23 protein-coding genes are annotated in these 23,349 nt (G+C 75.9%); 10 read left to right on the top strand and 13 right to left on the bottom strand.

The genetic code is table 11. From position 1 onward, the window contains the following. Positions 1 to 21 precede the first annotated feature (21 nt). On the bottom strand, positions 22 to 2,487 hold the full coding sequence (locus tag H9657_RS06300; RefSeq protein WP_318241334.1) for a flippase-like domain-containing protein: 2,466 nt from the start codon (positions 2,485 to 2,487) through the stop codon (positions 22 to 24). Between the two features lie 337 nt (positions 2,488 to 2,824). On the opposite strand from H9657_RS06300, the gene H9657_RS06305 reads away from it, so the two are divergent. Both H9657_RS06305 and H9657_RS06310 read left to right on the top strand, forming a co-directional pair. Continuing rightward, positions 2,825 to 3,058, top strand: coding sequence for a hypothetical protein (locus H9657_RS06305; protein WP_191781533.1), 234 nt, complete (start codon positions 2,825 to 2,827; stop codon positions 3,056 to 3,058). A gap of 183 nt (positions 3,059 to 3,241) precedes the next feature. Next, entirely contained in the window at positions 3,242 to 3,826 is a 585-nt protein-coding gene (locus tag H9657_RS06310) for an HdeD family acid-resistance protein (protein ID WP_225214771.1), read from the top strand. Between the two features lie 6 nt (positions 3,827 to 3,832). On the opposite strand, the gene H9657_RS06315 is transcribed toward H9657_RS06310, so the two are convergent. After that, positions 3,833 to 4,675, bottom strand: a complete 843-nt coding sequence (locus H9657_RS06315) for a CPBP family intramembrane glutamic endopeptidase (RefSeq protein ID WP_191781535.1) — start codon at positions 4,673 to 4,675, stop codon at positions 3,833 to 3,835. Between the two features lie 126 nt (positions 4,676 to 4,801). Between H9657_RS06315 and H9657_RS06320 the strand changes: the two genes are divergently transcribed. Genes H9657_RS06320 through H9657_RS06335 form a run of 4 tightly spaced genes read left to right on the top strand, consistent with a single transcriptional unit; the run spans position 4,802 to position 7,591 of the window. Then, a complete protein-coding gene (locus H9657_RS06320; RefSeq protein ID WP_191781537.1) occupies positions 4,802 to 5,467 on the top strand; it encodes a hypothetical protein in 666 nt (221 codons plus the stop codon). After that, on the top strand, positions 5,464 to 5,769 hold the full coding sequence (locus tag H9657_RS06325) for a transcriptional regulator (RefSeq protein ID WP_191781539.1): 306 nt from the start codon (positions 5,464 to 5,466) through the stop codon (positions 5,767 to 5,769). The genes H9657_RS06320 and H9657_RS06325 overlap by 4 nt, the downstream gene beginning before the upstream one ends. Continuing rightward, a complete protein-coding gene (locus H9657_RS06330; RefSeq protein WP_191781541.1) occupies positions 5,766 to 6,797 on the top strand; it encodes an ABC transporter ATP-binding protein in 1,032 nt (343 codons plus the stop codon). The genes H9657_RS06325 and H9657_RS06330 overlap by 4 nt, the downstream gene beginning before the upstream one ends. Then, on the top strand, positions 6,794 to 7,591 hold the full coding sequence (locus tag H9657_RS06335; protein WP_191781543.1) for an ABC transporter permease: 798 nt from the start codon (positions 6,794 to 6,796) through the stop codon (positions 7,589 to 7,591). The genes H9657_RS06330 and H9657_RS06335 overlap by 4 nt, the downstream gene beginning before the upstream one ends. 127 nt (positions 7,592 to 7,718) lie before the next feature. On the opposite strand, the gene H9657_RS06340 is transcribed toward H9657_RS06335, so the two are convergent. The 5 genes from H9657_RS06340 to H9657_RS06360 form a co-directional block, all read right to left on the bottom strand. Continuing rightward, entirely contained in the window at positions 7,719 to 7,976 is a 258-nt protein-coding gene (locus tag H9657_RS06340; RefSeq protein WP_225214849.1) for a hypothetical protein, read from the bottom strand. Then, positions 7,973 to 8,932: an SPFH domain-containing protein gene (locus H9657_RS06345; RefSeq protein ID WP_191781544.1), complete on the bottom strand. Its 960-nt coding sequence runs from the start codon at positions 8,930 to 8,932 to the stop codon at positions 7,973 to 7,975. Before H9657_RS06345 ends, H9657_RS06340 begins: the two co-directional genes overlap by 4 nt. Positions 8,933 to 9,120: 188 nt before the next feature. Continuing rightward, positions 9,121 to 11,595 (bottom strand): heavy metal translocating P-type ATPase, encoded by a 2,475-nt coding sequence (locus H9657_RS06350; RefSeq protein WP_191781768.1) that lies wholly within the window; start codon positions 11,593 to 11,595, stop codon positions 9,121 to 9,123. 68 nt (positions 11,596 to 11,663) lie between these two features. Further along, on the bottom strand, positions 11,664 to 11,894 hold the full coding sequence (locus H9657_RS06355) for a heavy-metal-associated domain-containing protein (RefSeq protein WP_191781546.1): 231 nt from the start codon (positions 11,892 to 11,894) through the stop codon (positions 11,664 to 11,666). A gap of 122 nt (positions 11,895 to 12,016) precedes the next feature. Continuing rightward, positions 12,017 to 12,367 carry a metal-sensitive transcriptional regulator gene (locus H9657_RS06360; RefSeq protein ID WP_225214807.1) on the bottom strand — a complete coding sequence of 117 codons (351 nt, stop codon included), beginning with the start codon at positions 12,365 to 12,367 and terminating at the stop codon, positions 12,017 to 12,019. A gap of 103 nt (positions 12,368 to 12,470) precedes the next feature. Between H9657_RS06360 and H9657_RS06365 the strand changes: the two genes are divergently transcribed. Further along, a complete protein-coding gene (locus tag H9657_RS06365; protein ID WP_191781548.1) occupies positions 12,471 to 12,929 on the top strand; it encodes an RrF2 family transcriptional regulator in 459 nt (152 codons plus the stop codon). 179 nt (positions 12,930 to 13,108) lie between these two features. After that, positions 13,109 to 14,089 (top strand): sulfite exporter TauE/SafE family protein, encoded by a 981-nt coding sequence (locus tag H9657_RS06370; protein WP_191781550.1) that lies wholly within the window; start codon positions 13,109 to 13,111, stop codon positions 14,087 to 14,089. 108 nt (positions 14,090 to 14,197) lie between these two features. Here H9657_RS06370 and hemL read toward each other — a convergent pair whose 3' ends face one another. The 6 genes from hemL to hemE all read right to left on the bottom strand — a co-directional run bounded on the left by hemL (position 14,198) and on the right by hemE (position 21,449). Beyond that, the gene (gene hemL / locus H9657_RS06375; RefSeq protein ID WP_191781552.1) at positions 14,198 to 15,568 is read right to left on the bottom strand and encodes a glutamate-1-semialdehyde 2,1-aminomutase; all 1,371 of its coding nucleotides are present in this window, start codon (positions 15,566 to 15,568) and stop codon (positions 14,198 to 14,200) included. Then, the gene (gene hemB, locus H9657_RS06380) at positions 15,568 to 16,560 is read right to left on the bottom strand and encodes a porphobilinogen synthase (protein WP_191781553.1); all 993 of its coding nucleotides are present in this window, start codon (positions 16,558 to 16,560) and stop codon (positions 15,568 to 15,570) included. Before hemB ends, hemL begins: the two co-directional genes overlap by 1 nt. Next, positions 16,557 to 17,333, bottom strand: coding sequence for a uroporphyrinogen-III synthase (locus H9657_RS06385; protein WP_191781555.1), 777 nt, complete (start codon positions 17,331 to 17,333; stop codon positions 16,557 to 16,559). Before H9657_RS06385 ends, hemB begins: the two co-directional genes overlap by 4 nt. Before the next feature lie 293 nt (positions 17,334 to 17,626). Then, positions 17,627 to 18,655, bottom strand: coding sequence for a hydroxymethylbilane synthase (gene hemC, locus H9657_RS06390; RefSeq protein WP_191781557.1), 1,029 nt, complete (start codon positions 18,653 to 18,655; stop codon positions 17,627 to 17,629). 233 nt (positions 18,656 to 18,888) lie between these two features. Continuing rightward, positions 18,889 to 20,367, bottom strand: a complete 1,479-nt coding sequence (gene hemG / locus H9657_RS06395) for a protoporphyrinogen oxidase (RefSeq protein WP_191781559.1) — start codon at positions 20,365 to 20,367, stop codon at positions 18,889 to 18,891. Continuing rightward, on the bottom strand, positions 20,364 to 21,449 hold the full coding sequence (hemE, locus tag H9657_RS06400; RefSeq protein WP_191781561.1) for a uroporphyrinogen decarboxylase: 1,086 nt from the start codon (positions 21,447 to 21,449) through the stop codon (positions 20,364 to 20,366). Before hemE ends, hemG begins: the two co-directional genes overlap by 4 nt. Positions 21,450 to 21,475: 26 nt before the next feature. On the opposite strand from hemE, the gene H9657_RS06405 reads away from it, so the two are divergent. Together H9657_RS06405 and H9657_RS06410 are read left to right on the top strand one after the other, a co-directional pair. Beyond that, positions 21,476 to 22,753 (top strand): glutamyl-tRNA reductase, encoded by a 1,278-nt coding sequence (locus H9657_RS06405; RefSeq protein ID WP_191781563.1) that lies wholly within the window; start codon positions 21,476 to 21,478, stop codon positions 22,751 to 22,753. 94 nt (positions 22,754 to 22,847) lie between these two features. After that, positions 22,848 to 23,315, top strand: a complete 468-nt coding sequence (locus H9657_RS06410) for an SRPBCC family protein (protein ID WP_191781565.1) — start codon at positions 22,848 to 22,850, stop codon at positions 23,313 to 23,315. The last annotated feature ends 34 nt before the right edge of the window (positions 23,316 to 23,349 follow it).

Here is a 23,349-nt window from a genome sequence, read left to right on the forward strand (position 1 = left end):
GCCCCACGTCGCGCGGGTCGGTCAGAGCTCGCCGTCGCGCGTCAGGTAGCGCATCGCAAGCCAGCCGAGCGGGATGCGCAGCCAGAACGTCAGCAGGCGGAAGAGCAGCGCGACGGTCCCGGCGACGCCGGGGTTGACGCCGGCGATGGTCGACAGCCCGAGCGCGAGCGCGCCCTCGACGGTCCCGATGCCGCCCGGCGTCGGGATGACGGACCCGGCCGTGTTGCCCGTGAGGAACACGAGGGCCACCTGCACGAGCGACGCCTTCTGGCCGAGCGCCGCGAGCGTCGCGTCGAACGCGAGCACGTAACCCATGGTCATGAGCACGTTGCCGCCGAGGGCGAGCGCGAGGCGCCACGGCTGCCCGATGACCTCGATGAGCCGCGGCAGCGTCTGGCGGACCGTGGGGCCGATCCTGCGCTGCGCCCACGTCCGCACGCCGGGGAAGAGCAGGGCGATGCCGACGGCCGCGGCGACGACGCCGAGCACGATCAGCGCCGCCGGCGGGACCGAGAACGACGCGGGTGACTGCACGCCCGACGTCACGGTCAGCACGAGCAGCAGCAGCAGCGTCGTGACGAACTGGCTGACCTGGACGAGCGCGACGGTCGCACCCGCGAGCGACGCGCTGACGCCGCGCCGCGTCAGCATGCGCAGGTTGAGCGCGGCCGGCCCGATGCCGGCGGGCGCCGCGAGCGCGACGAACGTCGCGGCGGTCTGCACGAGCGTCGCGCGCCAGATCGGCAGGCGCACGGGCGAGAACGCGACGAAGGCCAGGGCCGCGCCGAGGAGCGTGACGAGGCCCAGCGCGAACGCGAGGGCCGAGTACCGCCAGTCGCTCGCCGCGAGCACGGGCCCGATCTGCGAGACGTTGACGGACGCCAGCACCGCGAAGACCGCGACGATCGTCAGGACGATGGTCAGCAGCGTGCGGGCGCCGAACCGCACCAGCTGCTCGGGCTGCACGTCGGCCTCGGGCAGGCGCGCGACGAGCGCGGAGCGCAGCTCGGCGAGGACCTCCTTGTGGGCGCGCATCTCCTCGCGCGTGCGCCGGGGGAGCGCGACGGTCTGCAGCAGCGGGCCGATCGCCTGGATGTCGGCCGCCGGCAGCATCTCGGCGGCGGAGCCGACCGCGCGTCCCGCGCCCACGCGCAGCGCGAGCAGCGCGATGAGCTGCATGGTGTCCATGCGCCGCGCCAGGTCGGACGACGCGACGTCGCCCTGCTCCCAGGCGGTGATCCACACGCGCGGTGCGTCGGGCCGCCGCTCGACGAGGATGGCGTCGGACGTCAGGGCGCGGTGCGCGATGCCGGCCGCGTGCGCGAGGCTCAGCTGCTCCCAGATCGCGTGCAGGACCTCGTCGTCGATGTCCTGCGTGGGGACGTCGGACAGCGGCACCGCGGCGTCCGTGCTCTCCTGCAGCAGGAGCATCGAGTCCTCGGCCTCGGCGATGCTCAGCAGCTGCGGCGTGCGGACCCCGGCGGCACGTGCGGCGTAGGACAGCAGGGCGGCGCGCTCGGTGGCCCGGCGCAGCGAGAGCGCCGAACGGCCCTCGAGCCCGCGCAGCCGCAGGCTGCGCCACAGGCGCGTGAGCATGCCGACGACCTGGCGGTCGCCGTCGAAGACGATGAGGTCGAGGTGGCGCCCGTCGTCGGTGGCGACGTCGTAGACCCGGTCGCCCGACGCCTCCACGAGCGCCCGCTGCGACGGCGTGGGGGCCGGCAGCATGGCGAGCGCGTCGACCGTGGCGGGCGTGCGGTCCGCCTCGATGACGGGGTCGGGCACGCGCACGACGGTCGCGGGCTCCACGCCCGCGCGTCGGATGCCTGCCAGCAGCGCGCTGCCGTACGCGCGCTCGGGGTCGACGCCGCCCAGGTACCGCACGCCGAGCCCGGCGACCCGACCCACGAGGAGCGCCAGGCCGAGGCCCGCGAGCGAGACGGCCGCGGTGATGACGACGACACCCGTCGTGAGCCACAGCAGGTTCCACGACCACGCGACGCTGCGTCGCCGGCTGCGCGGCCCGGCGACCGTGAGCAGGGCCGTGAGCATGGCCGTGTACTCGGGGATCGTCAGGGTCCACTGGCCGCCCAGGCGCACCGACAGCCCCTGCACGAGCTCGTCGGAGCCGAAGGTGAGGAAGACCCAGTACAGCGCCGCGACGAGCAGCATGGCGGCGACCGCGGCGGCGACGGCCTGCAGCAGCTGGCGCCCGAGGCGTCGCAGCGCGAGCTCGGTGAGCACGGCGATGGGCACGACCACCGTGGTGATGCCGACCAGCACGTTGACGGGCACGAACAGGATGCGCCGCAGCAGGGTCGCGAACCCCTGCACGTCCTCGGCGACGCCCGTGGTGGTGTTCTGGGCGTACGTCGCGAGGATGACGACGAGGACGGCGAGAACGGCCGTCAGCGTCAGGGCGAGCAGGTCGCTGGGGCGGTGCACGCGTGACGGGCGGACGTCCTGCACGTCGACGCGCGAACGCACGGCGCGGACGGTGCCGGTGGTGGTCCCGGCGGGGGTGGTCCCCGTGGCCGTGGGCGGCCCCGTGGTCGTGGGCGTCCCCGTGGCCGTGGTGGTCCCCGTGGACGTCGGGCCGGGCGCCGGTGCCGCGCCCCCCTCGGGGTCACCGCCGGCACCGTCGGGTGCCGATGGTGACGAGAAGGACATGAGGTCGAGTCTAGGCAGCGAGGTCCGCGCGGCTCGTCCTCCTCGCGGTGGGTCGTGCGCGCGGCGCCTCATCCTCGGGAGTCAACATCTGTTGACAGATCCGTGGTCCGTCGTCAACATGGGTTGACGCCAGGAAGCAGCGCGAGGAGCACCGATGACCCAGGAGGAGACCGACATGACCGCACTGGTCGCCCGTGCCGAGGACGACGACCCGCTGGGCGCGCTTCTCGCGCTGCACCGGCTGCGCACCGAGGTGGACCGCCGCGAGGCCGTCGCCGTCCGCCGCGCCCGCGCCGCCGGCGTCCCGTGGGCCGCGATCGCCACCATGCTCGGCGTCAGCAAGCAGGCCGTGCACCGCAAGTACGGCGGCCGCCGCCGCGACACCTGACCGCCCCCGCGCACCCGCCCCGCCCCGCCCCGCCCCCGTCCGCGAGAGAGCGATCCGGTCACCCCTCGGCGCGCTTGCCGCGCCGCGCGCGACGCCGCGCGCTACGTTCGCCTCAGGGATGCCGGTGCGCGACCCCGCGGCGCCGGCCCACCCCAGAGCCCACGGCTCGGCGAGGAGACCACGATGGCCGACGACGTCACCACCGCCATGGCACGGACGCTGAACAGGGCGTGGTGGCTGCCCGTGCTGCGCGGTCTGCTGCTGCTCGTCCTCGGCCTGCTGCTCATGGCGCAGCCCGCGGCCTCGGTGCAGGCGATCGTGTGGCTCTTCGGCATCTTCGCGGTGGTCGACGGCGTCGTGTCGGTCGCGCTCGGCCTGGTCGACCGGGGTGCCCCGGGGTGGACGTGGTGGGTCGTCGAGGGGCTCGCCGGGATCGCCGTCGGCGCCGCCGTCGTCCTGTGGCCCCAGCCGACGGTCCGGGTGCTGTTCTTCCTGCTCGCCGCGTGGCTGCTCGTCCTCGGCGTCGTGTCGATCCTCGGTGCCGTCGCGCAGTCGCGGTCGCGCAGCGCGGGGTGGCACTGGCCGCTCGCGTTCGGGCTCGTGTGCACGCTGTTCGCGCTGCTGCTCATCGCGCGCCCGCAGACCGCGCTCGCGGTGTTCGGCGTGCTGCTGGGGCTGTTCGCGTTCGTCGGCGGGGCCCTCAACGTGGTCAGCGGCTTCGCGGTGCGCCAGGTCGCGCGCGACCTGGCGAGCATCCCGCGCGCCTGACCCGCGTCACGTGACGCCGAGGCTCTCGAGCCACTCCTCGGGCAGGAGGGCGTAGCCGACGAAGGCCACGACGTCGAGCGCGGTGTGCGCGACGACGAGGGGCATGACGCGCCGTCGTCGGCGGTAGTACTCCGCGAACACGACGCCCATGACGACGTTGCCCACGAACGGCCCCCACCCCTGGTACAGGTGGTAGGAGCCGCGCAGCAGCGCGCTGGCGGCGATGATCGCCGGGGTGCTCCACCGCAGCTCGCGCAGCCGCTCCATGAGGTACCCGACGGCGACGACCTCCTCGAGCAGCGCGTTCTGCAGCGCCGCGAGGATCAGGACGGGCACGGTCCACCACGCCGCGTCGAGCGCCGACGCCTGCACCTCGACCGTGATCCCGAGCGCGCGCCCCGCGACGTACAGGCCGAGCCCGGGGATCCCGATGAGGGCGGCCAGGCCGACGCCGACGCCCAGGTCCCGCCACGGCCGGGTGCGGTCCAGCCCCAGGCGCCGGACGGCTGACCGCCCGTTGCCCGACAGCAGGTACAGCGCCAGCGCGACGGGCAGCAGCGCGAACCCGATGGACAGCAGCTGGTACGTCAGGTCCAGGTAGGGGCGCGGCGACTGGCTCGCGTTGAGGGTCGTCGTCTGCTCGGCGAGCGGCGGACCGGCCGTGAGCCTCGCGATCAGCGACACCACCGCGTAGACGGCGGACTTCCCGAGCGACAGGCCGAGGACGATCCAGACCTCCGCGGTGAGCCGCCGGGCGACCGCGCGCTCACCGGGCGGGGGCGCCGCCGCGGGCCGGCCGGCGGCCGGTGTGCCTGCGTCGTCGGCGCGCTCCTCCACCGTCCGTCCCATTCCCGCAGGCTACGTCGGCGCGGCCCGACCGTGCCCGAGGAGCGTGGTCGGCGTGGAGGTCTTGACGGATGGTCCGCGACAGAGCAAAGTGGTTTGCAAAGCAAAGTCGATCACCCGGAGGACACCATGGAACGGCGCGAGCCGCACGACCCCGGCGAACCGGCGTACCCCGCCGACGTCGACGACGCCCCGCCCGACCCCCGCTCCGGGCTCGCGATCGTCGCCGCCCAGCGCCGGAAGGTCCGCGACTCCGACGTCGACGACCGCCTCCTGTTCGGCGTGTGGGGCGTCGCCTGGCTCGTCGGGTACGCCGCGCAGTGGTGGACCGCGACCACGTCGCCCACCCGGACGGCCACCGGCCAGGGCGGGCTCGTGTTCGCCGCCGTCGCCGTCGCCGCGCTCGTGGTCACCCTCGTGCACGTCGCGCGGGCCACGCACGGCGTCGCCGGCACCAGCAAGCAGGTCGGCATGATGTACGGCTGGGCGTGGACCATCGGGTTCGTCGGCCAGGGTCTGCTCGTCGCCGGGGTCGTGGGCGCGGGCGGGAACCCCGAGGTCATCGCGATCGTCGCCAACGGCGCGGCGTGCCTCGTGGTGGGCCTGCTGTACATGGCCGGGGGCGCGCTCTGGCAGCAGCTGTCGCTGTACCTCATCGGCGCGTGGATGATCGCGACCGCCGCGGCTGCGAGCCTGGTCACGATGCCGACCGGGTACCTCGTCATGGCCCTCGCGGGAGGGGGCGGCATGCTCGTCGCCGCCGTGCTCGCCGCGCTGCACCGGCGGCGCGCGTGAGCGAGGTCGACCTCGACCCGGTCATCCACTCGGCGTCCCGGCTGCGGGTCGTCGCCACCCTCGCCGCCCTCGAGCGCGGCGACCGCGTCTCCTTCCCCCGGTTGCAGAAGCTGCTCGACATGACGGCCGGCAACCTGTCCACGCACCTGCGTCGCCTCGAGGAGGCCGGGTACGTCACGCAGACCAAGACGCACGTCGGGCGTACGCCCGCGACGTACGTGGAGCTCAGCACCGCCGGACGTCTCGCGTTCGAGCGCTACACCCACACGCTGACCCAGCTGCTCAAGGGAGCGCAGGAATGACCACCCCGCCCGCACCTCCCGTGCTCGTCGAGCACGTCACGCGCCGCTTCGGCGCCGTCACGGCCCTCGACGACGTCAGCCTGCGCGTCGACGCGGGCGAGATCGTCGGCCTCCTCGGCCCCAACGGGGCCGGCAAGACGACCCTCCTGTCGCTGGTCACGGGCCTGCGCACGCCCGACGCGGGCACCGTCCGCGTGTTCGGCGGCGACCCTCGCGACCCCGCGTCGCGCACGTCCCTCGGCACGACGCCGCAGGAGACGGGCCTGCCGGACACCCTCAAGGTGCGCGAGGTCGTCGACTTCGTCGCCGGGCACTACGCCGACCCCATGCCGCGGGCCGAGGTGCTCGCACGGTTCGGCCTGACCGCGATGGCCGAGCGCCAGACCGGGGCCCTGTCCGGCGGGCAGAAGCGCCGCCTCGCGGTGGCGCTGTCGCTCGTCGGACGTCCGCGGCTCGTGCTGCTCGACGAGCCGACCACCGGGCTCGACGTCGAGGCGCGGCACGTGCTGTGGCAGGCGCTGCGCGACTACCACGCCGACGGCGCCACGGTCATCGTGACCAGCCACTACCTCGAGGAGATCGAGGCGCTCGCCGAACGCGTCGTGGTGGTGGGGGAGGGTCGCGTCCTGGCAGACGACAGCCTGGCGCGCGTGCTCGACCTCGTCGCCGTGCGCCGCGTCTCGCTCACGCTCGCGTCCGGGGGCGGCGACGACCTGGTCGGTCTGCCGGGGCTCCAGGACGTCACCGACGGCACCGCCGTGCCCGGCGGGACGCGCGTCACCCTCGTCGCGTCCGACGCCGACGCGCTCGTCCGCGCGCTCGTGGAGCGGTCCGTGCCGTTCGCCGACCTGGAGGTGCGCGGGGCCTCGCTCGAGGAGGCCTTCCTGTCGCTCACGTCGCACGCCGAGGACGCGGGCGCCGAGCCCGTCGGCACCGCACCTGCCGGCACCGCACCCGCCGGCACCGCACCTGCCGGCACCGTCCCGCCCGCCGGCACCACCCAGCCCGCACCCGAGGTGACCCGATGACCACCACCGCCGCCCACCGCGCCGCGTCCGGCGCCGCCCTGCGCCCGTGGGCGTCGCTCGCCCGGCTGCACGCGCGCTACCAGTTCCTCGAGACCGTGCGCGTCCCGATCGCCGTCATCGGCAACCTGCTGTTCCCCGGTCTCGCGCTGGTGTTCTTCGTCGTCCCGCAGGACGCGATCACGTCCCACCCGCTGGCCTCGCTGGCCGCGATCGCGCAGCTCGGCACGTTCGCCATCATGTCGGCGTGCCTGTTCACGCACGGTGCGGGCGTCGCCGAGGACCGCGCCCAGCCGTTCGACGCGTTCGTCCGCACGCTCCCCGCGCGCCCCGGCCCGCGGCTCGCCGGGCGCGTGCTCAACGGGCTGCTGTGGTCGTACATCGCGCTCGTCCCGCTCGTGGTGATCGGCGCCCTCCTGACGGCCGCGACCCTGACACCGCTGCGCGCGCTCGGCGCCGCCGCCATGGTCGTCGCGGTCGCCGTGCCGTTCACGCTGCTCGGCCTGGCCATCGGCTACTCGATGTCCACCAAGGCGGCGCTCGCGGTCGTGCAGTGCGTGCTGTTCCCGCTGGCGTTCGCGGGCGGGCTGTTCATGCCCCCCGAGGTCTTCCCCGGCTGGCTCGACGCGATCTCGCAGGGCCTGCCGTCACGTGCCGCGCGGGACCTCGTCGTCCAGGTGACGACGGGCGTCGAGGGCAGCGCCTTCGCCCTGCCCGTCCTGCTCGCGTGGACCGCGATCCTCGCGGCCCTGGCGGTCGCCGCCGTCCGCCGCGACGAGGGCCGCCGCTTCCGCTGACCCCACCCCCGCCCACCACCCACCCCCCTTCGCCGAGCGCGGTACTCCAGCGCCGAGCGCGGTACCTACGTGTGCCGCGCTCGGCCGTGGAGTACCGCGCTCGGCGAGGGGTGGGGGTGGGGTGGGGTCAGGGGGTGGTGGGGGGGCGGCCGCGGCGGGGTGGGGCGGCAGCCGTCGACGGCATGCGGCCCGCGTCCTTGAGCGCGCGGCGCAGCAGCAGGTCGATCTGGGCGTTGACGCTGCGCAGGTCGTCGGCCGCCCACCGGGCGAGCGCGTCGTGCACCGCGGGGTCGAGCCGCAGCAGGACCTGCCGGCGCTCACGGCGCACGGGTGCGGCGTCACCCGACGCCGCACCCTCGCCCCCCACCGGCCCGTCCTCGTTCACGCGTACAGGCTGCCCGTGTTGATGACGGGTGTCGCGCGGGACTCCCCGCAGAGGACGACGAGCAGGTTCGACACCATCGCGGCGCGCCGCTCGTCGTCCAGCGTGACGATGCCGTCCGCCTCGAGGCGACCCAGCGCGCCCTCGACCATCGACACCGCGCCCTCGACGATCCGCTCGCGGGCCGCGATGATCGCGCCCGCCTGCTGGCGCTGCAGCATCGCCTGGGCGATCTCGGGTGCGTAGGCGAGGTTGGAGATGCGGGCCTCGACGACCTCGATGCCGGCGATGACGACGCGCGCCGCGACCTCGGCCGCGATCTCCCCCGACACGACGTCGGTGGCGCCGCGCAGCGAGTTCTCGCCGTCGTCGGCGTGGTCGTAGGGGTGCGACATCGCGACGTGCCGCAGCGCCGACTCGGACTGCACGCGCACGAAGTCGACGTAGTCCTCGACCGCGAAGGTGGCCTTGGCGGTGTCCGCGACCTGCCACACGATGATGGAGGCGATGTTGATGGGGTTGCCGTCGGCGTCGTTGACCTTGAGCTCGCTGGTCTCGAAGTTGCGCACGCGCACCGAGACGTTCTTGCGCGTGGTGAGCGGCACGGTCAGGACCAGGCCGGTGCGGCGGATGGTGCCGATGTAGCGGCCGAAGAACTGCACGACGCGCGTCTGCCCGGGGCTGATGACGGCGATCCCCGTGAACAGCACGATGCCGAGCACGATCAGTCCAACGCCGAGGAGGCCCCATGCGTCGGCGCCGGTGGCGTCGGCGTGGATGAACAGCGGGATCGAGCCGCCCAGCGCCCCGAGCGCCAGGAGCAGGACGACGAGCCCCGGCCCGGCGCCGACGGCCCAGGCGTCGCGCTCGGCGACGTCGACGCGCGCGCCGGCGTGCCCGACGGGACGTCCGCTCGGGTCGCCGCCGACGGACTCCTGCGGTGGGACGGTGTCGGGCATGGTGAGCCTCCGGGGGATCGAGCGCTCGCGCGCTATCAATGTGATAGCACATTATCACGCCCACCCCGTCCCCGCCCCGTCCCGTCCCCGCCCCCGAGCGCGCCACAGAACTGCCGAGCGCGGTACTCGTAGGTACCGCGCTCGCCAGTCGAGTACCGCGCTCGGGGGGTACGGGGGGCCTGGGTGGGTCAGGTGAAGCGGCGCAGGCGGAGGCTGTTGGTCACCACCAGGACCGACGAGAACGCCATCGCCGCACCCGCGATCATCGGGTTCAGCAGGCCCAGGGCCGCCAGCGGGATGGCCGCGACGTTGTACGCGAACGCCCAGAACAGGTTCTGCCGGATGATCCGCAGCGTGCGCCGCGACAGCCGGATCGCCTGCGGCGCCGACGCGAGGTCGCCCCGGACGAGCGTGAGGTCCGCCGCCTCGATCGCGACGTCCGTGCCCGTGCCCATCGCCAGGCCCAGGTCCGCGGTCGCGAGCGCCGCGGCGTCGTTGACGCCGTCGCCGACCATCGCGACGCGCGCGCCGCCGGCCTGCAGCCGCTCGACGACCGCGACCTTCTCGTCCGGCATGACCTGCGCGACCACGTCCTGCTCGGCGATGCCCACGGTGCGGGCCGTCGCGAGCGCGGCGCCCCGGTTGTCGCCCGTGAGCAGCACCGGCCGCAGCCCGAGCGCGCGCAGCTCGGCGATCGCCCCGGTCGACGTCGGCTTCACGGGGTCCCGCAGCACGAGGACGCCGCGCGCGCGGCCGTCCCACGCGGCGACGACGGCCGTCGCACCGTCCGCCTCCGCCGCGGCGACCGCGTCGGCGACCTCGTCGGTCCGCACGCCCTGCTCGTCGAGCCAGCCGAGCCGCCCGACGAGCACGCGGCGCGCGAGCCCGAGCCCGCTGTGCGCGGTGCGGACCACGCCGCTGACCCCGCGGCCGGCGTCGGCACGGAACTCCCGCACCTCGTCGGCCCCGATCGCGACGCCGTCGGCGCCGACAGCCACGTCGGCCGTGACCGCAGCCTGCCCGCCGTCTGAGCCGGATTGCTCTCTCGCGGGGGTGGGGGTGGGCGGGGTGGCCGCGATGGCGCGGGCGACCGGGTGCTCCGAGAGCTGCTCGACGGCCGCGGCGAGGCGGTGCACCTCGTGCGCGTCCTCGCCCGGGGCCGGCACGACGTCGACGAGCGCCATGCGCCCGGCCGTGACGGTCCCGGTCTTGTCGAGCACGACGGTGTCGACGCGCCGCGTCTGCTCCAGGATCTCGGGACCCTTGATGAGGATGCCGAGCTGGGCGCCACGGCCCGTGCCGACGAGCAGCGCGGTCGGCGTGGCCAGGCCCAGGGCGCAGGGGCACGCGATGATCAGCACCGCGACGGCCGCCGTGAACGCCGCCTGCACGCCGCCGCCCGTGGCGAGCCACACGACGAGCGTGCCGAGCGCGATCACCAGCACGACGGGCACGAAGACCGCGGAGATCCGGTCGGCGAGCCGCTGCACGGGCGCCTTGCCGGTCTGCGCGCGGGCGACGAGCCGGCCGATCTGCGCCAGGCGCGTCTCCTCGCCGACGTGCGACGCGCGCACGACGAGGTGGCCGCCCGTGTTGAGCGTCGCCCCCGTGACCTCGTCGCCGGGTCCGACGTCCACGGGGACGGGCTCGCCGGTCAGCAGCGAGGTGTCGACGGCGCTGGTGCCGGACACCACGACCCCGTCGGTGGCGATCTTCTCGCCCGGCCGCACGGCGAACTCGTCGCCGACGGCGAGCCGGCTCACCGGCACGCGTCGCTCGACGCGGCGCCCGTCGGGGCCCGTCACGAGCAGCGCGACGTCCTTGGCACCCAGGTCGAGCAGCGCGCGCAGGGCGTCACCGGCCCGGCGGCGCGAGCGGTGCTCGGCGTACCGGCCGGCCAGCAGGAACGTCGTGACGACGGCTGCGACCTCGAAGTACAGCTCGGGCACGGCCGTGCCGTGGCCGGCCCCCGCGGCGGGGAAGAGGGTCGGCGTCATGCGCATGCCGAGCTCGCCCGCACCGCCCAGGAGCAGCGCCCACAGCGACCAGGCGGTCGCGGCGACGACGCCGATCGAGACGAGCGTGTCCATGGTCGACGCGCCGTGCCGTGCCGCGCGGTAGGCGGCGCGGTGGAAGGGCCACGCGGCCCACGTCGCGACGGGCAGGGCGAGAGCCGCGACCAGCCACTGCCAGCCGCGGAACTGCGTCGCCGGGACCATGCTGAGCACGAGCACCGGCACGGTGAGCACGGCCGCGACGCGCAGGCGTCGACGCAGGTCGGTGCCGCGCGTGTCGTCGGGTGCCGACGTGTCGTCGTCGGGGTCGTGCTCCATGCCGGCGTGCTGCATGCCGGACAGCGCGTGCGCGAGGTCGTCGTGCCCCGCGTGGTCGGCGCCGTGCTCGCCGGCGTGGCCGTCGGTGCCCGGGTGGGCGTGGCCGTCGTGCGTCGCCGGCGCGCCGGCCCCGGGGCGCGTGAGCGGGCGCGCGTCGTACCCCGCGGCCTGCACGGCGGCGACCAGCGCGTCGACGTCGGGTGCGGGCGCGTCGTCCGTCGCGGTGACGTCGACGTGCGCGGTCTCGAGCGCGAGGTTCACGGTCGCACGGGCGCCCGGGACGCGGTTGAGCCGCTTCTCGACGCGCGCGACGCACGACGCGCACGTCATGCCCTCGATGGCCAGGTCGATGCCCGCGGCGGTCACGCCGTCGGGGGCTCGACGGGCGGCGTCGGCGCTCACAGGAGCGACCGTCCCGGGGTCACGGCGTACCCCGCCTCGGTGACGGCGGCCGCGACGGCCGCGGTGTCCAGCGGCGCGTCGGACGTGACCGTGACGGGCGACGAGCCACCCGTCACGAGCTCCACGGCGACGTCCGTGACGCCGGGCAGCGCCGACAGCTCCTCGGTGACCGCGTTCACGCAGTGGCCGCAGGTCATGCCGTCGACGCGGAAGGTGGTGGTGCTCATGGGGGTGCTCCTTCGGTTCTCGGTGGTCCGGCGGCGGCGGGGGCCCGCGCGAGGCGCGGCGGGCGGCCGGGGCGACCGGGAGTGGGGGCGGCTCTCCTCGTGGGGGTGGGAGCCGCCCGGGGTCAGCTCCGGACGAGTCGTGCGATGGCCGCCGACGCCTCGCGGACCTTCTCGGCCCCTGCCTCGGGGGACTGCCGGGCCGCGTCGACGACGCAGTGCCCGAGGTGGTCCTCCACGAGGCCGATGCCGACGGCCTGCAGGGCCTTCGTCACGGCCGCGATCTGGGTGAGGACGTCGATGCAGTAGACGTCCTCGTCGACCATGCGGGCGATGCCGCGGACCTGGCCCTCGACGCGACGCAGCCGGCGCAGGTACTCCTCCTTGGCGGGGGAGTAGCCGGGAGCGGCGCCGTCGGGGGCCGCGTCCGTGGCGTGCGTGCGGACGTCGGTGGCGGGGTGCGGGGCTGCGGGCATCACGCTCATGGGAACAGGGTACCCCCCCGGGGTATTCCGACCTCACCCGCCCGGTGCACCCCGCCTGCACGTGGCAGCACGCGGCGCAGGGGAGAATCGGCGCATGCGTGTCTCGGCGAAGGCGGACTATGCGGTGCGGGCGTGCGCCGAGCTGGCGAGCAGGCCGGGCGGTGAGTCCGTCCCGAGCGACGTGCTGGCCGCCGGCCAGGGCATCCCGACCAGCTTCCTCGAGCGGATCATGGGCGACCTGCGGCGCGGCGGTGTCGTGACGAGCGTGCGCGGCCGCTCCGGCGGCTACCTCCTGGCCCGCGGGGCGGACGAGATCACGCTCGCCGACGTGATCCGCGCGGTCGACGGCCCGCTGGTGACCGTGCGGGACGTGCGCCCGCCGGGCCTGACGTACGAGGGCTCCGCGACCGCGCTGCTCGAGGTGTGGGTCGCGCTGCGGACGGCGGTGCGCGACGTGCTCGACGTCGTGACGCTGGCCGACGTCGTGGCCCGGGAGCTCCCCGAGTCGGTGCACGTGCTGGCCGCACGCGAGGACGCGTGGGAGAACCCGTGACGGGGACGGGCTCCTCGCGGGCGGCGGCTCTCGGCTTACGAGACGGTGTCTCAGGATACGGGAAGCTCTTGTAACCCGAGCACTCGGATCGGAATTATCAGCGTGGTACGGATATCCGTCCGTGCGCGCTCGACTTCCGACCTCCCGGCCCCGTGCCGGGCCCTCCCGAGGTGGTCCACGTGCCCACGATCGTCCTGCTCGCCCTCGTCGGGCTCGCCGCCCAGCTCGTCGACGGAAGCCTGGGCATGGCCTACGGCGTGACGTCGTCGACGCTGCTGCTGGCGATCGGCACCAACCCGGCTGCCGCGTCCGCCACCGTCCACCTCGCGGAGATCGGCACGACGCTCGCGTCGGGCGTCTCGCACTGGAAGTTCGGCAACGTCGACTGGAAGGTCGTCCTGCGCGTGGGCGTCCCCGGCGCGGTCGGCGCGTTCGCCGGTGCGACGTTCCTGTCGAACCTGTCGACCGACGCGGCCAAGCCCGTCATGTCGCTGATCCTGCTGGCGCTCGGCCTCTACCTGCTGATCCGCTTCACGCTCAAGGGGCTGCGCACCGACCGCCAGGGTCTGCCCCTGCGCAAGCGGTTCCTCACGCCGCTGGGCCTCGTCGCCGGCTTCGTCGACGCGACCGGCGGCGGCGGCTGGGGCCCCGTGGGCACGCCCGCCCTGCTCGCGAGCGGCCGGCTCGAGCCGCGCAAGGTCGTCGGGTCGATCGACACCTCCGAGTTCCTCGTCGCGATCGCCGCGAGCCTCGGCTTCCTGTTCGCGATCGGCTCGCAGGGCGTCGACTTCACCTGGGTGCTCGCGCTGCTGATCGGCGGCCTCGTCGCCGCCCCCATCGCCGCGTGGCTCGTCCGCAAGGTCCCGGGCCGTGTGCTCGGCTCGGCCGTCGGCGGCGTCATCGTGCTCACCAACGCCCGCACGATCCTGCGCTCCGACTGGGTCGGGGTCGGCGACACGCCCACCGAGGGTCTCGTCCTGGGCGCCATCGCGCTCGTCTGGATCGCCGCGATCACGTGGTCCGTCCGCGCCTACCGCAACGACCTGGCCGCCGGCCGCGGTGACGTCGCCGCCGTGGGCCACGGCCCGGCCGACCCTGCCGGGACGTCCGACGACGCCGCGGCGCTGGCCGACGTGACCCCGGTCCCGCCGACCCGCTGACGCACCGCCATCCGTCCGTCCCCTGGACGGACGCACATCGAGACCGGGCCGGGTCGTCGTCCCACCGTGGGAGGACGACCCGGCCCGGTCTCGTGCGTCAGGCGCGCGTCACTCCGGGGGGCGGGCCTGTGCGGCCGCCTGGGCCGCCGTCGGCAGGGCCTCGATGACGCGGTCCAGCACGGTCTCGTCGTGCGCGGCGGAGACGAACCACGCCTCGAACGGCGACGGCGGCGCGAGCACGCCCGCGTCGAGCAGCGCGTGGAAGAACGGCGCGTACCGCCAGTGCTCCGAGGCCTGCACGGCCGCGTAGTCCCGCGCGCCCTGGGACGCCGCGTGCTCGCCGAACACCACGCTGAACAGGCTCCCGGCCCACTGCAGCGCGTGCGGCACGTCCGCGTCCGCGAGCGCACCGGTCACCGCACGACGCAGGTGCGCCGCCGCGGCGTCCACGCGCGCGTAGACCTCGGCGTCCGCGAGCCGCAGCGTCGCCAGGCCCGCGGCCGTGGCCACCGGGTTCCCGGACAGCGTGCCCGCCTGGTAGACCGGCCCGAGCGGTGCGAGCTGCTCCATGATGTCGGCGCGACCCGCGACCGCCGCCACGGGCAGCCCGCCGCCGATGACCTTGCCGAACGTCAGCAGGTCCGGGGCCCACTGCTCCGAGGCGCCCTCCAGGCCCCACCAGCCGGCGCGGCCGACGCGGAAGCCCGTGAGCACCTCGTCCTGGATGAGCACGGCGTCGTGGTGCTGCGTGATGCGGCGCAGCTCGCGGTTGAAGCCCGGCAGCGGCGGCACGACGCCCATGTTGGCGGGCGCGGCCTCGGTGATGACGGCGGCGATGGTCGAGCCGTGCTCGTCGAACGCGGCCTGCAGCGCCTCGACGTCGTTGTACGGCACGACGATGGTCTCGGCGGCGACGGCCGCGGTGACCCCGGCCGACCCGGGCAGCGCGAGCGTCGCGACGCCCGAGCCCGCCTGCGCCAGCAGGGAGTCGACGTGCCCGTGGTAGCAGCCGGCGAACTTCACGATCTTGTCGCGACCGGTCCACGCGCGGGCCAGCCGCAGCGCGGTCATCACGGCCTCGGTGCCGGTCGAGACCAGGCGCACGCGCTCGGCGACGGGCACGCGCTCGCGGATCTCGTCGACGAGCTCGACCTCGGTCGTCGTCGGCGCGCCGAAGCCCAGCCCGCGTGCGGCCGCCTGCTGCACCGCCTCGACCACCTGCGGGTGCGCGTGCCCCACCAGCGCGGGACCCCACGACCCGACGAGGTCGACGTAGTCACGGCCCTCGACGTCGCGGACGTACGCACCGCGCGCGGAGGCGAGGAAGCGCGGCGTGCCGCCGACCGACCCGAACGCGCGCACGGGCGAGTTGACGCCCCCGGGGATCACGGAGGTGGCGTGCACGAAGGCCTCCGAGCTGGTGGCCGTCCAGGCCGGGGCCTGCCCCAGCACGACCGTGTCGTCCTCCACCTGCGTCATCACCGCTCCTCCGCCAGCCACCCGGCCAGCTCCGTCGCCCAGTACGTCAGGATGGCATCGGCACCGGCGCGACGGATGCTGAGCACGGACTCCGTGACAGCACTCCGACGGCCGATCCACCCCCGCGCGGACGCCGCCTCGATCATGGCGTACTCGCCGGACACCTGGTACGCCCAGACGGGCACGGGTGTGGACGCGGCGACGTCCGCGAGCACGTCCAGGTACGACATCGCGGGCTTGACCATGACGACGTCGGCGCCCTCGGCCACGTCGATCGCGACCTCCCGCGCCGCCTCGCGCCGGTTCGCCGGGTCCATCTGGTAGGTGCGCCGGTCGCCGTCGAGCTGCGACTCGACCGCCTCGCGGAACGGCCCGTAGAACGCAGACGCGTACTTCGCCGCGTACGCGAGGACCGCGACCTCGTGGTGCCCCGCCGCGTCCAGCGCGTCCCGCACGACGCCCGTCTGGCCGTCCATCATGCCGCTGAGGCCCACGAGGTGGGCGCCGGCCTGCGCCTGCGCGAGCGCCATCGCGGCGTACCGCTCCAGGGTCGCGTCGTTGTCGACCGTGCCGTCCGCGGTCAGGACGCCGCAGTGGCCGTGGTCGGTGAACTCGTCGAGGCACAGGTCGGCCTGCACGACGAGCGCCTCGCCGACCTCGGCGACGACGTCCGCGATCGCGACGTTGAGGATGCCGTCGGGGTCGGTGGCCCCGGTCCCGGTCGCGTCGCGGTGCGCCGGGACGCCGAACAGCATGATCCCGCCGATCCCGGCCTCGGCCGCGCGCACCGCCTCCCGGCGCAGCGAGTCGCGCGTGTGCTGCAGCACCCCGGGCATCGACGTCAGCGCGTGCGGCTCGTCGAGGCCCTCGCGGACGAAGACCGGCAGGACGAGGTCGGCCGGGTGCAGACGGGTCTGCGCGGTCAGGCGGCGCAGCGCGGGGGTCCGGCGCAGGCGGCGCGGACGCAGCCGGCCGGGGGAGGGGGTGGTCACGGTGTGTCCTCCGTGGGGGTGGGGGGAGTGCCGGGAGTCGCGCCCGTGCGTGCGACGTGGTCGGCCAGCGCGTCGACGAGCCCGGCGAGGGTCTGGCGGCCGGCGACCGCGTCGACCCGCAGGCCGCGGCGGTCCGCTTCGGCCTGCGTGCTGGGCCCGATGACGACGACGCGGGTCGCGGGCGGGGGCGGGCCCAGGTGGTCGAGCAGGGCGCGCACGGTGCTGGCCGACGTGAGCAGCACCGCGTGCACGTCGCCGGCGGCCCACGCGCGGGCGACCTGCGGGTCCGGGGGGCCGGCGGGCACCGTGCGGTAGACGACCGGGTCGTCGACGGACCAGCCGGCGGCCGTGAGTCCGTCGGCGAGCGTGCCGGCGGCGAGGTCGCCGCGCGGGAAGAGCGCACGGGGGGCGGTCGGGTCGGCGGCGACGAGGGCGGCGACGAGGTCCACGGCCGTCGAGCGGACCGGCGGCACGACGTCCACGGGCACGCCCAGCGCCTCGAGAGCGCGCGCGGTTCCCGGGCCGACCGCCGCGACCCGCACGCCCGTCCGCGCGACGAGGGCCGCGAGCCCGTCGTCGTGCGCGGCGGCGCGCTCGGCCAGCACCGCCACGGCGGCCTGGCTGGTCACCGTGAGCCACGCGTACCAGCCGGCGCCGAGCGCGAGCAGGGCGTCGTCGAGCGGCGTGAGGTCGTCGAGCGGGACGGTCCGCACGAGCGGCACGACGAGCGGCTCGGCACCGACCGCGAGCAGCGCCATCGCCGCGGGACTCACGGCCGCCACCCCCAGGTGGTGAGAGAGCGATCCGGTTGCGGGCAGGGACCTCGGGCCGCTACTGGATTGCTCTCTCGCGGCCTCAGGGGAGGGGTGGGGTCGGCCGTCGGGTCGGTGAGAGAGCGATCCGGTTGCTGTGGGGGTGGTGCCGTCGTGACCGGATTGCTCTCTCGCGGCCAGGGGGGTGGGGGGGTGGGGGGTGGGGGTGGGGTCGAGGGGAGGGCGGGGGACCAGGACGCGCCAGCCGGTGAGGGGGCCCGTGGGGACGGCGGGGGCCTCGGGTCCGGCGGCGCTCACCGGACGTCCCCGAGCGGGGCGAGGTCGGCGGCGCCGGCCGCGAGCAGGTCCTCGGCGAGGCGACGGCCCAGGGCGTCGGCCTCGGCGTCGTCGGCGGCGGGACCGCGGGCGGCGAGGCGCAGCACGCGCGAGCCGTCGACCGCGGCGACCACGGCGTCGAGCACGAGCGTCCCGGTCGCGTCGTCGAGACGGCCCCACGCACCGATGGGTGCCGCGCAGCCGGCCTCGAGGCGGGCCAGCACGGCGCGCTCGGCGACGACGGCACGACGCGTCGGGGCGTCGTCGAGGGCGCGCAGCGCGTCCGCGAGGGGCGTGTCGCCCGACGCGTCGCCCGTGCGCACCTCGACGGCGAGCGCGCCCTGGCCCGGCGCGGGCGCGAGGACGTCGGGGTCGAACCACTCGCTCACGGCGTCGAGGCGCCCCAGGCGGGCCAGCCCCGCGGCGGCCAGGACGACCGCGTCGAGGTCGCCGCGCGGCGCGTCGGTGGCGACCCCGGGGTGCGGGGCGTCGGGGCCGACGTGCGGCCCGTCCGCGACCGTGGTGGGGTCGAGCCCGCGCACGCGGCCCAGGCGGGTGCCGACGTTGCCGCGGATGTCCACGACGTCCAGGTCCGGCCGCAGCGCCCGCAGCTGCGCGGCGCGGCGCGGCGACCCGGTCCCGACGCGGGCGCCGGCGGGCAGCGTGGCCAGCGTGAGGCCGTCGCGGGCGCACAGGGCGTCGCGCGCGTCGGCGCGGGGCGGGACGGCGGCGATCACCAGACCGTCGGCGGGGCCGGTCGGCAGGTCCTTGAGGGAGTGGACCGCGACGTCGCAGCGGCCGTCGAGCAGCGCGTCGCGCAGCGCGGTGACGAAGACCCCCGTGCCGCCGAGGGTCGCCAGGGACGCCCGGACGCGGTCGCCCTGCGTCCGCACGCGGACGGTCTCGACCGTGAGGTCGGCGAGGGCGGCGAGCGCGTCCGCGACGTGGCCGGTCTGCGTGAGGGCCAGGGCGCTCGCGCGCGTGCCGATGCGCACCTGCTGAGGCATGCGTCCAGTGTCGTCGCCGGGCGCGCGGATGTCGAAACAGCCGGCCGCCGCGGGAGTTCCCGCAGGTGAGGGAGGAATATGCCCCGGCGCATCGTTCTGACGAATTGTCAGAATGTCATCCTGCCCGCCGGGAATCGTGAGCCACGTCATTCCCGCGCCGCAATTCTGACGTGCCGTCATCTCGTTTGTCGAGAGCGTCGGACGCGATCGGCGCGGTCCGGCCGGCGGCGCGCTCAGGACGCGTCGGGACGGGCGTCGGCGAGCAGCGCACGCGCCGCCGCCCGTGCGTCGGGGACCACCGAGGCGAGCCCGTTGCCCGCCGACCAGGCCCCGCACACCGCGACCCCCGGCATCGCCTCGACGGCCTGCCGCACCGCGGCCACCGCCGCCCGGTGCCCGGCGCTCGGGCGGGGCAGCGACTGCGTCCACCGCACGACCGCCGACCCGTGCAGCGCGTCGCGACCCAGCGGCACGCCGAGCAGCGTCGCGGCGTCCCGCAGCGCGAGGTCGACGAGCGCGTCACCCGTCGGCAGGACGTCGCCGCGCGCCTCGTCGCCCGCGCGCCCGTACGACAGCCGCACGACGTGCCGGCCCGCCCCTGCCGCCCGCGCGACCCAGCCCCACTTGGCGCTCGCGTGCGTGAGGGCCTTGGCGCGCACGTCGTCGGTGCCCCGCCCCACGAGGACGCCCGTGCCGCGCGGCGCGGCGTCCAGCGCGGGCTCGTCGAGCACCAGCGTGACGAGCGTGACGGGTGCCCCGTCGTCGAGCCGCACGTCGCGCAGGTCCGCACCGTCGAGCCCGTCGAGGAGACCCGCGGCGCCCGGCGTGGCCAGGACCAGGCGCTGCGTGCGCAGGTCGCGCGACGGCCGCGGCGGGTCGTGGCGGTCCCGCGTCCCGAGCGCGAGGGTGCCGTCCGCCGCGCGGGTCACCGACTCGGCGCGGGTGCGGGTCAGCACCACGCCGCCGTGCGCGGTGACGTCGGCGACGAGCGCGTCGACCAGCCGGTGCACACCGCCCGCGACGCCCTCGACCGCGGTGCCCGCCGGGGCCGACGCCCGCAGCCGGCGCACCGCCCGCGCGAGCGACCCGCCGGACGCGGCGAGCGCCTCGCGCAGCCCCGGCGCGGCCGCCTCCACCGCGAGGTCGTCGGGGTCGGCCGCGTGCACGCCGCCGACGACGGGCTGCACCAGCCGCGTCACCACCGCGTCGCCCATGCGGGCGCGCACCAGGGCGCCGAGCGTCGGGGCGTCGGCGCCCACGCGCGCGGGCAGGACGAGGTCGAGCGCGGCCCGCGCGGCACCCGCCGTGCCGAGCGTGCGCCGCACGTCGGGCGCCAGCGGGTAGGCCGGCACGCCCAGCAGCCCGGTGCGCGGCAACGGGCCGTCGCCGCTGGTCAGGTGCGTCCAGGCACCCCGTGGCTCGGGCGCCACGACGTCGTCCCCGAGGCCCAGCTCGCCCAGCAGCGCGGCCACCGAGCCGCCGCGCGTCGCGTAGGAGTCGGCGCCCGCGTCGAGCCGCAGGCCCGCGACGTCGTGCCCGCGGACCGCGCCGCCGGGGGCCTCGCGCTCGTCGAGCACGAGCGTGCGCAGGCCCGCGCGCGCCAGCTCGCGCGCCGCGACGAGCCCCGCGACACCCGCCCCGACGACGACGGCCTCCCACCCCGACGAGCCCGTGCCCGCCGGGTCGGGGCCCTGCGCGACGTCCCGGCTCACAACGTGTGGACCAGCTGCACGAGCCGTGTCAGCACGGCCGGGTCCGTGTCCGGCGGCACGCCGTGGCCGAGGTTCACGACGTGCCCCGGCGCCGCCGCGCCGCGGCGGACGACGTCGCGCACGTGCGCCTCGAGGACGTCCCAGGGCGCAGCCAGCAGCGCGGGGTCGACGTTGCCCTGCAGCGGTGTCGCGCCACCGAGCCGCGCCGACGCCTCGTCGAGCGGCACGCGGTAGTCGACGCCCATGACGTCGGCGCCGGCGTCGCGCATCGCGACGAGCAGCTCGCCCGTCGCGACGCCGAAGTGCACGGTCCGCACGCCCAGCGCGCTCGCCTGCGCGAGCACGCGCGCCGACGCGGGCGCGCAGTGCGCCGCGTAGTCGGCCAGCGACAGCGCGCCGGCCCATGAGTCGAACAGCTGCGCCGCGCTGGCACCCGCCGTGACCTGCGCGGCGAGGAACGCGCCCGTCACCTCGGCCGTCCAGTCCATGAGCGCGGACCACGCGGCCGGGTCGGCGTGCATGAGGCGGCGCGCGGCGAGGTGGTCGCGCGACGGCCCGCCCTCGACCAGGTACGCGGCGAGCGTGAAGGGCGCGCCCGCGAACCCGACGAGCGGCGTGCGGTCGAGCTGCGCGACGGTCCGCTCGACGCCCGCGGTGACCGGTGCGAGGCGCGCGGCGTCCAGCGGGCCGAGGTCGCGCAGGCGCGCGACGTCGTCGAGCGTGCGCACGGGCGAGGCGATCACGGGGCCCGTGCCGGGCACGATCTCGACGTCGACGCCGACCAGCTTGAGCGGCACGACGATGTCGGAGAAGAAGACCGCGGCGTCGACGCCGTGGCGGCGCACGGGCTGCAGCGTGATCTCGGAGGCCAGGTCCGGGTCGAGGCACGCGTCGAGCATCGCGGTGCCGGCGCGCGACGCGCGGTACTCGGGGAGCGACCGTCCGGCCTGGCGCATGAACCAGACCGGAAGACGCTCGGGACGGGTCCCGGAATACGCCGTCACCAGCGCGGAATCACCGGTGCGGCCGTCGAGGAGCGGATGGTGTGGGGTAAGACTCACACCTCGGATTGTGCCGGACATTTCCCGGGATGATTCAATCGGTTCCCGTGGTGCTCCTGTCTCTCGTCGCGAGCCACCACTCCCTCGACCTGACCGTGCTGGAGCGTCTGCAGTCGGACGTCCACGCCGTGGGCAGGGAGCTCGTCGCCGCGACCAACGCCGTGACCGGTGCCGTCGTCCTCGCGACGTGCAACCGGTTCGAGCTGTACCTGGACGTCGACGACACCGCCCACACCCCCCGCGCCCGCCACGCCGTCGCGCAGGCCGTCGCCTCCCGCTCGGGCTACAGCGTCGACGACGTGGCCGAGCAGCTGCACCCGCTCGTCGGCGCCGACGCGAGCGAGCACCTGTTCGCGGTCGCCGCGGGGCTCGACTCGATGGTCGTGGGGGAGCGTGAGATCGCCGGCCAGGTGCGCCGGGCCCTGACCACCGCGCGCCGCGACGGCACGACGACGTCCACGCTCGAGGCGCTCTTCCAGGCCGCCTCGCGGGCCTCGCGCGCGGTCGAGAAGTCGACGGGCCTGGGCTCCACGGGCCGGTCGGTCGTCGGGGTCGCGCTCGACCTCGCCGCACGCACCCTCCCGCAGGCCGACGGCGAGGTCGACTGGTCGGCCGTGCGCTGCGTGCTGGTCGGCACCGGCTCCTACGCCGGGGCCAGCCTCGCCGCCCTCAAGGCCCGGGGTGTGCGCGACGTGCGCGTGTTCTCGCCCAGCGGGCGGGCTGCGCCGTTCGCGTCCGCGCGCGGGGTCCGGGCGCTGCCGGCCGGGGCCGACCTCCTCGCCGAGGTCGCACGGACCGACCTCGTCGTCGCGTGCTCCGGTGCGGCGGGTGCCGTGCTCGGCGTCGAGGCGCTCGCCGCCGTGCGCCGCGGGTCGCCGCAGCCGCTCACGGTCGTCGACCTCGCGCTGCGCCACGACGTCGACCCCGACGTCCGCACCCTGCCCGGCGTCGCCCTCGTGACGCTGCAGTCCGTCGCCGACCACGCCCCGGCGGAGCACGCCGCGCTGGGCCACGCGCGGGAGGTCGTGCTCCGGGCGGCCGAGGACTTCGAGGCGGACCGGCGCGTGCGGGAGTGGGACCCCGCCGTCCTCGCGGAGCGCACCCGCGTCCTGGGCGGGCTCGAGGCCGCGCTGGACGCCCTGCCGCCGTCCGATCGCGACGAGACGCGCGCCCGCTCGCTGCGGCGGCGCACGCGCTCGCTGCTGCACGGTCCCACCGTCGCCGCCCGGGCCGCGGCGCGGGTCGGGGACGCCGCCGGCTACGCCCACGCGCTCGCGGACCTCGCCGCGATCGACGTCCCGGACGTCGCTCCGGCACCTGCCTGACGTCCCCCGGACCGCGGCGCTCTCGCCGCGCGGGCCGGGCAGGGTCGACGTAGCGTCGTCCGGGCACCATCCGGCACGCAACGGAGGAGACCTCATGGCCACGATCGACGAGACCATCGACGTCGACGTCCCTGTCCGTACCGCGTACGACCAGTGGACGCAGTTCGAGGAGTTCCCGCACTTCATGAACGGCGTCGAGGAGATCAAGCAGATCAGCGACACGCTGACGCGCTGGACGACCAGCATCGCGGGCGTCGACCGCGAGTTCGACGCCGCGATCCTCGAGCAGCAGCCCGACGTCGTCGTCGCGTGGGCGAGCGTCGACGGCACGACGCACGCCGGCCGCGTGACGTTCGAGCCGCTCGGGCCCGGCTCGACGCGGGTCACGACGCACATCGAGTGGGAGCCCGAGGGCTTCCGCGAGAAGGTCGGAGCCGCGATCGGCGCCGACGACCGGCAGGTGAAGAAGGACCTGCACCGCTTCAAGGAGTTCATCGAGGGGCGCCGCACCGAGACGGGCGCCTGGCGCGGGGCCGTGCACGGCGGCCACCCCACCGACTGAGCGCGTAACGGATCGCTCTCTCGCCGCAGGGGTG

This window comes from Cellulomonas avistercoris (assembly GCF_014836445.1).
Classification (GTDB): Bacteria; Actinomycetota; Actinomycetes; order Actinomycetales; family Cellulomonadaceae; genus Cellulomonas; species Cellulomonas avistercoris.

Bases quoted from the DNA above. Each gene is read 5' to 3' on its own strand.
- H9657_RS06305 (WP_191781533.1), top strand. From the start codon at position 2,825: ATGACCCAGGAGGAGACCGACATGACCGCACTGGTCGCCCGTGCCGAG.
- H9657_RS06310 (WP_225214771.1), top strand. From the start codon at position 3,242: ATGGCCGACGACGTCACCACCGCCATGGCACGGACGCTGAACAGGGCG.
- H9657_RS06315 (WP_191781535.1), bottom strand. From the start codon at position 4,675: ATGGGACGGACGGTGGAGGAGCGCGCCGACGACGCAGGCACACCGGCC.
- H9657_RS06320 (WP_191781537.1), top strand. From the start codon at position 4,802: ATGGAACGGCGCGAGCCGCACGACCCCGGCGAACCGGCGTACCCCGCC.
- H9657_RS06330 (WP_191781541.1), top strand. From the start codon at position 5,766: ATGACCACCCCGCCCGCACCTCCCGTGCTCGTCGAGCACGTCACGCGC.
- H9657_RS06335 (WP_191781543.1), top strand. From the start codon at position 6,794: ATGACCACCACCGCCGCCCACCGCGCCGCGTCCGGCGCCGCCCTGCGC.
- H9657_RS06345 (WP_191781544.1), bottom strand. From the start codon at position 8,932: ATGCCCGACACCGTCCCACCGCAGGAGTCCGTCGGCGGCGACCCGAGC.
- H9657_RS06350 (WP_191781768.1), bottom strand. From the start codon at position 11,595: ATGACGTGCGCGTCGTGCGTCGCGCGCGTCGAGAAGCGGCTCAACCGC.
- H9657_RS06355 (WP_191781546.1), bottom strand. From the start codon at position 11,894: ATGAGCACCACCACCTTCCGCGTCGACGGCATGACCTGCGGCCACTGC.
- H9657_RS06360 (WP_225214807.1), bottom strand. From the start codon at position 12,367: ATGCCCGCAGCCCCGCACCCCGCCACCGACGTCCGCACGCACGCCACG.
- H9657_RS06365 (WP_191781548.1), top strand. From the start codon at position 12,471: ATGCGTGTCTCGGCGAAGGCGGACTATGCGGTGCGGGCGTGCGCCGAG.
- hemL (WP_191781552.1), bottom strand. From the start codon at position 15,568: ATGACGCAGGTGGAGGACGACACGGTCGTGCTGGGGCAGGCCCCGGCC.
- hemC (WP_191781557.1), bottom strand. From the start codon at position 18,655: ATGCCTCAGCAGGTGCGCATCGGCACGCGCGCGAGCGCCCTGGCCCTC.
- hemE (WP_191781561.1), bottom strand. From the start codon at position 21,449: ATGTCCGGCACAATCCGAGGTGTGAGTCTTACCCCACACCATCCGCTC.
- H9657_RS06410 (WP_191781565.1), top strand. From the start codon at position 22,848: ATGGCCACGATCGACGAGACCATCGACGTCGACGTCCCTGTCCGTACC.